The 7,301-nt window shown below is 68.0% G+C and carries 7 protein-coding genes; all 7 read right to left on the bottom strand.

Annotated elements, in window-relative coordinates; all coding sequences use genetic code 11:
- Positions 1-194: 194 nt before the first annotated feature.
- Positions 195-596: a ribosome silencing factor gene (gene rsfS, locus QCD75_RS15700; RefSeq protein WP_301230208.1), complete on the bottom strand. Its 402-nt coding sequence runs from the start codon at positions 594-596 to the stop codon at positions 195-197.
- A gap of 87 nt (positions 597-683) precedes the next feature.
- Complete coding sequence (locus QCD75_RS15695) at positions 684-2,087, bottom strand: hypothetical protein (protein ID WP_441005498.1); 1,404 nt, start codon at positions 2,085-2,087, stop codon at positions 684-686.
- Between the two features lie 7 nt (positions 2,088-2,094).
- Positions 2,095-2,754 (bottom strand): nicotinate-nucleotide adenylyltransferase, encoded by a 660-nt coding sequence (gene nadD, locus QCD75_RS15690; protein WP_441005499.1) that lies wholly within the window; start codon positions 2,752-2,754, stop codon positions 2,095-2,097.
- 55 nt (positions 2,755-2,809) lie between these two features.
- A complete protein-coding gene (locus QCD75_RS15685) occupies positions 2,810-3,052 on the bottom strand; it encodes a hypothetical protein (protein WP_301230204.1) in 243 nt (80 codons plus the stop codon).
- Positions 3,053-3,132: 80 nt separating this feature from the next.
- A complete protein-coding gene (locus tag QCD75_RS15680; RefSeq protein WP_441005497.1) occupies positions 3,133-4,488 on the bottom strand; it encodes a glutamate-5-semialdehyde dehydrogenase in 1,356 nt (451 codons plus the stop codon).
- Positions 4,489-4,514: 26 nt separating this feature from the next.
- On the bottom strand, positions 4,515-5,684 hold the full coding sequence (gene proB, locus QCD75_RS15675) for a glutamate 5-kinase (protein ID WP_301230202.1): 1,170 nt from the start codon (positions 5,682-5,684) through the stop codon (positions 4,515-4,517).
- Positions 5,674-7,260, bottom strand: coding sequence for a GTPase ObgE (gene obgE, locus QCD75_RS15670; RefSeq protein WP_301230200.1), 1,587 nt, complete (start codon positions 7,258-7,260; stop codon positions 5,674-5,676). Before obgE ends, proB begins: the two co-directional genes overlap by 11 nt.
- Positions 7,261-7,301 lie beyond the last annotated feature (41 nt).

Genomic DNA, 7,301 nt, shown 5'->3' with positions numbered 1-7,301 from the left:
CCCTGACCCCCTGCATGCCATGCAGGTGCGCTACCAGCTGCGCCACAGCCCCGAATTTTCGTTGCTCCGAACCCTCCAGCTAACGCTTTCGGCTCCGGCTCTTTGTCCGGATCTCTCCGAAGCAACTCAAATATCTTAGAACAGCCTTTCGGAAAATTCCAAATCGGGCATATTCCGCTTTTGACTCCCGGCTGTTACTCCGACTCGGCTGCAGCCGATGCCTTCGCCGATGTGTCGTCCCCGAGCTGGAGGTCCACGACGGGGCAGTCCTTCCAGAGGCGCTCCAGCGCGTAGAAGACCCGGTCTTCCTCGTGCTGGACGTGGATGACGATGTCGCCGTAGTCGAGCAGGACCCAGCGGCCGCCGGAGCGCCCTTCGCGGCGGATCGGCTTGAGTTCGAACTTGGAGAGTTCCTCCTCGATGCCGTCGACGATGGCGTTGACCTGGCGCTCGGACGGTGCCGACGCGATCAGGAAGATGTCGGCCAGCGCCAGACGCTCGCTGACGTCCATGGCGATGATGTCCTCGGCGAGTTTCTCCGCGGCGGCTCGGGCGGCGTGGCGGGCTGTGGCGATGGATGATTCTGTTGCAGTCACGGGACTCCTTGTTGGGGTGAAAAAGCTTGTGTGTGTGGAAATGCGTGGAGAGGCCGTGTGCCAGGGCAGCGGCCCGAACGTGGCCAGCTAGCCGGAGAGGCCGGTGATGATCAGCGTGATACCGGCGATCAGTGCAATCAGGCCAAGGGCCAGTACCGCCAGCTGCACCATGCGGAGACGGCGTGCCCTGCCGAGGCCGGCGGTGGCCGCGTCCAGGGGTTCGAGGCCGTACGCGGCATTCGCCGCGACGGGTGCCCTGCCGGCGAAGTCTTCTTCGGACCGGGCCGGGGCGGGGTTCGCCGCTGCGGGCATCGCTGACGCGCCAAGTGCGGCGGCCTCGGCGCGGGCCAACACTTCGGCGCGGCCGGCCGTGGGGCCGGCACCCCGCTGGCGGGACGACGCCGGACGGCGCTTGCCGGACTTCCGGGGCGGATCAACCCGGGGAGCCGAACTGGTGACCACCGGAACGTGGGACGTGGCAGGGCGCTTCATGACGGGCCGCTCCACGCCTGGGACCTGGACGAATTCCAGGGGGGTGACCATGGCCAGGTTGTTGGCGGTGGTCGGATCATTCCGTGCTGGTTCAGGCTTGCTGTTCTGCTCGGCGAGCTTCTGCTTGGCGGCGGCCCGGCGGTTCAGCACGGCGGCCCGCTCGGCCAGGGCGATCTGCTCCGCGAGCACGTCCGGATCGACGGCGTCGGGATCTGCCGCCGTGATGTGGTCCATCTTGGCCAGCTGGTTCTTGGCCTGCTGGGCCAGGAGTTCCCGGGCGGCCAGCGCCTGTTCCACGGTCATGCCCTCGGGACCCTGGCCGGCTGATCCGGCGGGGGCGCCGTCGGCCTTCTGTTCGGGGGCTTTGGCGCTGGCAGCGGCACCGGGCGCAACGCCCTGCTGCGCAGCCGGGCCCTTGCCGGGCCGGGGAACGACCGGAGTGGCACGGGTCCGCGGCGAGGCGGGAACGATCAGATTGGCGGAGGTTGCCGGGGCCGTTTCGGCGGCCAGCTGCAGCAGCCGGAGCTGGCGCCGGGTGAGGGGCCCGCCGCCGGCGAGATTGCCTTCTTTTTCGGCGAGCTCCTTGATGGTGCGCAGGGTGGCGCGGTCCCGGGCCCGGACCTGCGAGGACCGCTCGGAGCCGGGGGTGCTGCGGATGGCGTCCGCTGGGCCGGGAATCCGGCGGCGGCCGGTCACCTCGGCTTCGGTGGGCTCGCCGGGGTCCACCGTGCCGGCGGGCGGCGTGCCGGCGGGAGCCGCCTTGGCGGGGGCCTGGTTGACGGGATTTTTCCCAACCGCGGCGGGCCCGGCAGGGTCTGTCGAGGCGGTGTCTGTCGAGGCGGTGTCTGTCGAGGCGGTGTGATTCGAGACAGGGTCATTCACGGCAGGGCGAACCGCACCGGTACCCGGGGTACCGGTCTGCTGGTTCGCTTCCAGACGTTCATCTCTGGCCTGTCGCAGTTCGCGACGGCTGCGGATTGGTGGCTGTTCCTGACTCATTGCAAACTCATTCGGTGCTGGCGGGTTGGACTAACTCGGTGCTGCGGTCATAGCGTGCGGCGCCATTGCCGGCGGAAGTGTCCCCGCCGTTCGGGTCACTGCCGGCCGGGTCAGCGCCGTAAAGTCCGTATTTGGCGATGTACTGGACCACGCCGTCGGGGACGAGGTACCAAACGGGGTTCCCGGCGGCCACCCGGGTGCGGCAGTCGGTGGAGGAGATCGCCATGGCGGGAACTTCGAGCAGGCTGACGTCCTTGCGGCCCATCCCGTCCAGGACGTGGCCGGGCCGGGTGACGCCGACGAAGTGCGCGAGGGACCACAGCTCGTCGATGTCCTTCCAGGACAGGATCTGCGCCAGGGCGTCGGCGCCGGTGATGAAGAACAGGTCCGCGTCCGGACGCAGCGTGTGCAGGTCCCGGAGGGTATCAATGGTGTACGTCGGCCCGGGCCGGTCCACGTCCACCCTGCTGACGGTGAACCGGGGGTTCGAGGCCGTAGCGATCACGGTCATTAGGTAGCGGTGCTCCGCCTCGCTGACCTTTTTGCTCATCTTCTGCCAGGGCTGGCCCGTTGGCACGAAGACCACTTCGTCCAAGTTGAACTTGGACGCGACCTCGCTGGCCGCGACAAGGTGGCCGTGGTGGATGGGATCGAACGTGCCACCCATCACACCCAGACGCAGGCGGCGCTGGGCGCCGCGCTGCTTCCCGATGGCGGAAATATTAGTGCCCTTGGCCGTGATCGTGCTTGTTCGGGTGCTGGCGGTGCGGGTCCGCGTGCTCCTCGACGGCTGCGTGGCGCTTGCCCAGGTTGGAGTAGGACAGCGTGATGAACAGCAGGACCATGAGGAGCGCGAACATAATGCCGCCAATGGCGAACGGCGGCGCAATAATCGGTGCGAGTTCCTCGTGGCCTGTTCCGCCGGCGGCGGCGGCGACGATTGTGGCGATCTGCTGCGACAGCATGTTCTCCCCTAGTGAGTTCAAAATTTGACGACGGCAGGTAACCCCGCCGTTCCGGACTTCTGTTCCATGTTACAGCGTTGCTAGGACCTGATCTGGCCTTCGCCCTGGACGATCCACTTGGTGGTGGTCAGTTCCGTCAACCCCATGGGACCGCGGGCGTGCAGCTTCTGGGTCGAAATGCCCACCTCGGCGCCCAGGCCGAGTTCGCCGCCGTCGGTGAACCGGGTGGAGGCGTTGACGATCACGGCGGCCGAATCAATCTCCGCGATGAAGCGTTCGGCGTTGCCGAGGTCATTGGTCAGGATGGCTTCGGTGTGGCCGGTGGACCAGGTACGGATGTGCCTGACGGCGTCATCCAGGCTGTCCACCATTGCCACGGCGAGGTCCAGGTCCATGTATTCGGTGGCCCAGTCCTGGTCGGTGGCGGGCACCGAATCGACCGAGGCCGGGAGCGCGGCGCGGATCCGTGCGTCGACGTGCAAGGTGACGCCGGCGGCGCGCAGGGCCGTAGCGACGGCCGGCAGCACGGTCGACGCGGAGTGGACCAGCAGGGTCTCGACGGTATTGCAGACACTGGGCCGCTGGGTCTTGGCGTTCAGCAGGATTTCCACGGCCATGTGCTCATCGGCCGAGGCGTCCAGGAAGATGTGAACGTTGCCCTCGCCGGTCTCGATCACGGGAACCTTGGCGTTGGTCACGACGGACTGGATCAGGTCCCGGCCGCCGCGGGGAATCAGGACGTCGACCCGTCCACGGGCGCGCATCAGGGCGTTGGCGCCTTCGCGGCCGTACTGGTCGACGCTCTGCACGGCGTCGGCGGGCAGGCCCACTGATTCGAGGGCGTCCCGGAGCACGGCGACGAGGGCCGCGTTGGTGGCGGCAGCCGCGGTCCCGCCGCGCAGGATGACAGCATTGCCGCTCTTCAGGCCGAGTCCGGCGATATCGACGGTCACGTTGGGGCGCGCCTCGTAGATGGCGGCGACGACGCCCAGGGGCACGTTGATCTGGCGCAGCCGCAGCCCGTTGGGGAGCGTCTGGCCACGCACGACGTTGCCGACCGGATCGGGCAGGTTGGCGAGGTTTTCCAGGGCGGCTGCGAGGCCCTGGATGCGGTTCTCCGTGAGGGTGAGCCGGTCCAGCATGGCCGCGGACGTGCCGTTGGTCTTCCCGGCGGCGACGTCGGTGGAATTGGCCGCCAGTATCTGGGCCTTGCGCTCCAGCAGCGCGGCCGCGATGGCGCGGAGCCCGCGGTCCTTCCAGGCCCGGTTGGCGCGGGACATACTGCGGGCGGCCTGGCGGGAGCGGTCGGCGATGGCGTGGACGGCAGCTTCGACGTCGGCGGTTGAAGGACCCATATTCTTCAGCTCGGGCATCGGCGCTGCCTGCCTGGCATCGTTGGGAGTCTCAGGAGCTTGGGGAATCAGTGCCTCAGTCATCCTTCAAGTCTAGGCGGGCACGCCTGCTAAACCAGCACCAGATCGTCTACATGAACAACCTCACGGTCAAATCCACGTCCCAGCGACTCACCGAGTTCCACCGTGGAGCGGCCCAGCATCTGCGGCAACTCGGCCGCGGAATAGTTGACGAGACCGCGCGCTATGACGGTGCCGTCCGCGGCAACCATTTCCACGGCGTCCCCTGCTTCAAAATTGCCTTCCACCGCCGAGATCCCGGCCGGGAGCAGCGAGGTGTGGCGGTCGCGCACGGCCCTGACGGCGCCGTCGTCGAGGACCAGCCGGCCCTGCACGTGTGCGAGGTGGGCGAGCCACATCATCCGCACCGGCTTGCGAGCCCCGTTCACGGTGAACCACGTCCCGACGTCCTCGCCGGCCAGGGCCGCTGACACGTTGGCTGTCGACGTGACCATCGCGGGGATACCGGAGTCGGCCGCCATGATGGCCGCCTCGACTTTGGTCTGCATTCCGCCGGTTCCGACTCCCGCCTTGCCCGGCGCGCCGATGGAGACACCTTCGAGGTCCTCGGGGCCGTCCACCCGGGGAATCCGCTTGGCGCCCTTCGACGGCGGGCCATCGTAGAGCGAATCGACGTCAGACAACAGCACCAGGGCATCGGCGCGGACCAGATGGGCCACAAGGGCCGAGAGCCGATCGTTGTCGCCGAAGCGGATCTTGTGCGTGGCGACGGTGTCGTTTTCATTGACCACCGGGACCACGCCGAGATTAAGCAGCCTGTTCAGGGCGCGGAACGCGTTGGTATGGTGGCTGCGCCTCATGAGGTCGTCGGCCGTGAGCAGGACCTGGCTGACTGTGACGCCGTGGGCTCCGAACGCCTGGGTGTACCGGGCCATCAGGAGGCCCTGACCCACGCTTGCGGCGGCCTGCTGGGTGGCCAGGTCCCGGGGACGCTTGGCCAGTCCCAACGGCGCCAGTCCGGCGGCGATGGCACCCGAGGACACCAGGATGATTTCCATGCCGGCATTGCTCTTGACGGCAAGGGCATCCGACAGTGCGATGAGCGCTTCTTCGGAGATGCCGCCCTTGATGCTGGTAAGCGACGAGGATCCAACCTTGACCACGATGCGGCGCGCCCTGGCCAGCACGCTCCTGTCGTCGGCGGGTTCCTCGATCAGTACTGCGGAACTAGCACTCACGTCTGCGGGTTCACTCCTCATTTTCTTCGCCCAGCGCGCTCTCCTTGAGCGGCTTGGGCCGGCGCCCGCTGACGGATTCGGTCCAGATCCCGGCCTTGCGCTCGGCTTCGAGCTCGGCCCGGGCAGCGGCCTTAGCCTCGCGGCGTTCGACCTGCTCGTCGCGCTTCTGTCCGCGGGTGGGGCGGTCGCCGATGTCGGCGAAGCGCACGTCGGTGCCGCGCGGTGCGGCCAGCAGTTCGGCTCCGGCCATCATGGTCGGCTCCCAGTCGAAGACGACGCCGTCGTCCTCGCCGATGACGACCGTGTCGCCCGGCACGGCACCCTGCTTGAAGAGTTCGTTTTCGACGCCCAGCTTGGCGAGGCGGTCGGCGAGGTAGCCGATCGCTTCCTCGTTGGTGAAGTCGGTCTGCTTGACCCAGCGCACGGGCTTCTCGCCCAGGACGCGGAACAACGGTTCGAGGTTCTTCTCTTCACGGCGGATCTTGAAGCCGGATTCGTTCACGGCGCGCGGCTTCAGGATCGGGGCGTGCACCTTCGGCGGCGCGGCGGCGAGGGCGTCGCGGGCGGCCTGGACGATTTCTCCCATGGCGAAGCCGAGCTGGCGGAGGCCCTCGTGGCTGGTGGCGGAGATCTCGAAGACCTTGTAGCCGCGGGCTTCGAGTTCGGGCCGGACGAACTCGGCCATGTCCTTGCCGTCGGGCAGGTCCACCTTGTTCAGGGCGACCAGGCGGGGGCGGTGGTTCAGCGGTACGACTTCGCCGTCGGTTCCGCTGTAGCTCATGTCCACCGCGTACTTCTCGAGTTCGGCTTCGATGATGGCGAGGTCCGAGAGCGGGTCGCGGTCCGATTCAAGCGTGCCGCAGTCCAGCACGTGCACCAGGGCGGCGCAGCGTTCGACGTGGCGCAGGAAGTGGTGGCCGAGGCCCTTGCCTTCGCTGGCGCCTTCGATCAGGCCCGGCACGTCGGCGATGGTGAACCGGACGTCGCCGGCCTGGACGACGCCGAGGTTCGGGATGAGGGTGGTGAAGGGGTAGTCGGCGATCTTGGGCCGCGCGGCCGACATCGCGGCGATGAGGCTGGACTTGCCGGCGGACGGGAAGCCGACGAGGGCGATGTCCGCGATGGACTTCAGTTCCAGGACGACGTCGCTGGACTCGCCTTCGATGCCGAGCAACGCGAAGCCCGGGGCACGGCGCTTCTGCGAGGAGAGCGAGGCGTTGCCGAGGCCGCCGATGCCGCCGGCAGCCGCCACGTATTCGGCGCCTTCGGTCACGAGGTCGGCGAGGACTTCGCCGGACTTGGACTTGACGACGGTGCCGACGGGGACCGGGAGGATCAGCGTTTCGCCGTGTTTGCCCGCGCGCCAGTCGCCCATGCCGGGACCGCCGTTGGTGGCGTGGCGGTGCGGGGCGTGGTGGTAGTCCAGCAGGGTGGTCGTCTGGGGGTCGACGCGCAGGATGACGTCGCCGCCGTTGCCGCCGTTGCCGCCGTCGGGACCGCCGAGCGGCTTGAACTTCTCGCGGTGAACGGAGACACAACCGTGACCGCCGGTACCGCCGGATACGTGCAGTACTACCCGGTCTACAAAGCTGGCCACGTGGATCTCCTCAGTGCTGTTCCCCGGGACTCCAAAGAGGC

This window comes from Arthrobacter sp. PsM3 (genome assembly GCF_030433895.1).
Taxonomy (GTDB): domain Bacteria; phylum Actinomycetota; class Actinomycetes; order Actinomycetales; family Micrococcaceae; genus Arthrobacter.
This window is presented reverse-complemented; position numbering and strand designations above follow the sequence as displayed.

Coding starts and splice junctions, on each gene's coding strand:
- nadD (WP_441005499.1), bottom strand. CDS start 2,754: ATGGGTGGCACGTTCGATCCCATCCACCACGGCCACCTTGTCGCGGCC.
- QCD75_RS15680 (WP_441005497.1), bottom strand. CDS start 4,488: ATGACTGAGGCACTGATTCCCCAAGCTCCTGAGACTCCCAACGATGCC.
- proB (WP_301230202.1), bottom strand. CDS start 5,684: ATGAGGAGTGAACCCGCAGACGTGAGTGCTAGTTCCGCAGTACTGATC.
- QCD75_RS15695 (WP_441005498.1), bottom strand. CDS start 2,087: ATGAGTCAGGAACAGCCACCAATCCGCAGCCGTCGCGAACTGCGACAG.
- QCD75_RS15685 (WP_301230204.1), bottom strand. CDS start 3,052: ATGCTGTCGCAGCAGATCGCCACAATCGTCGCCGCCGCCGCCGGCGGA.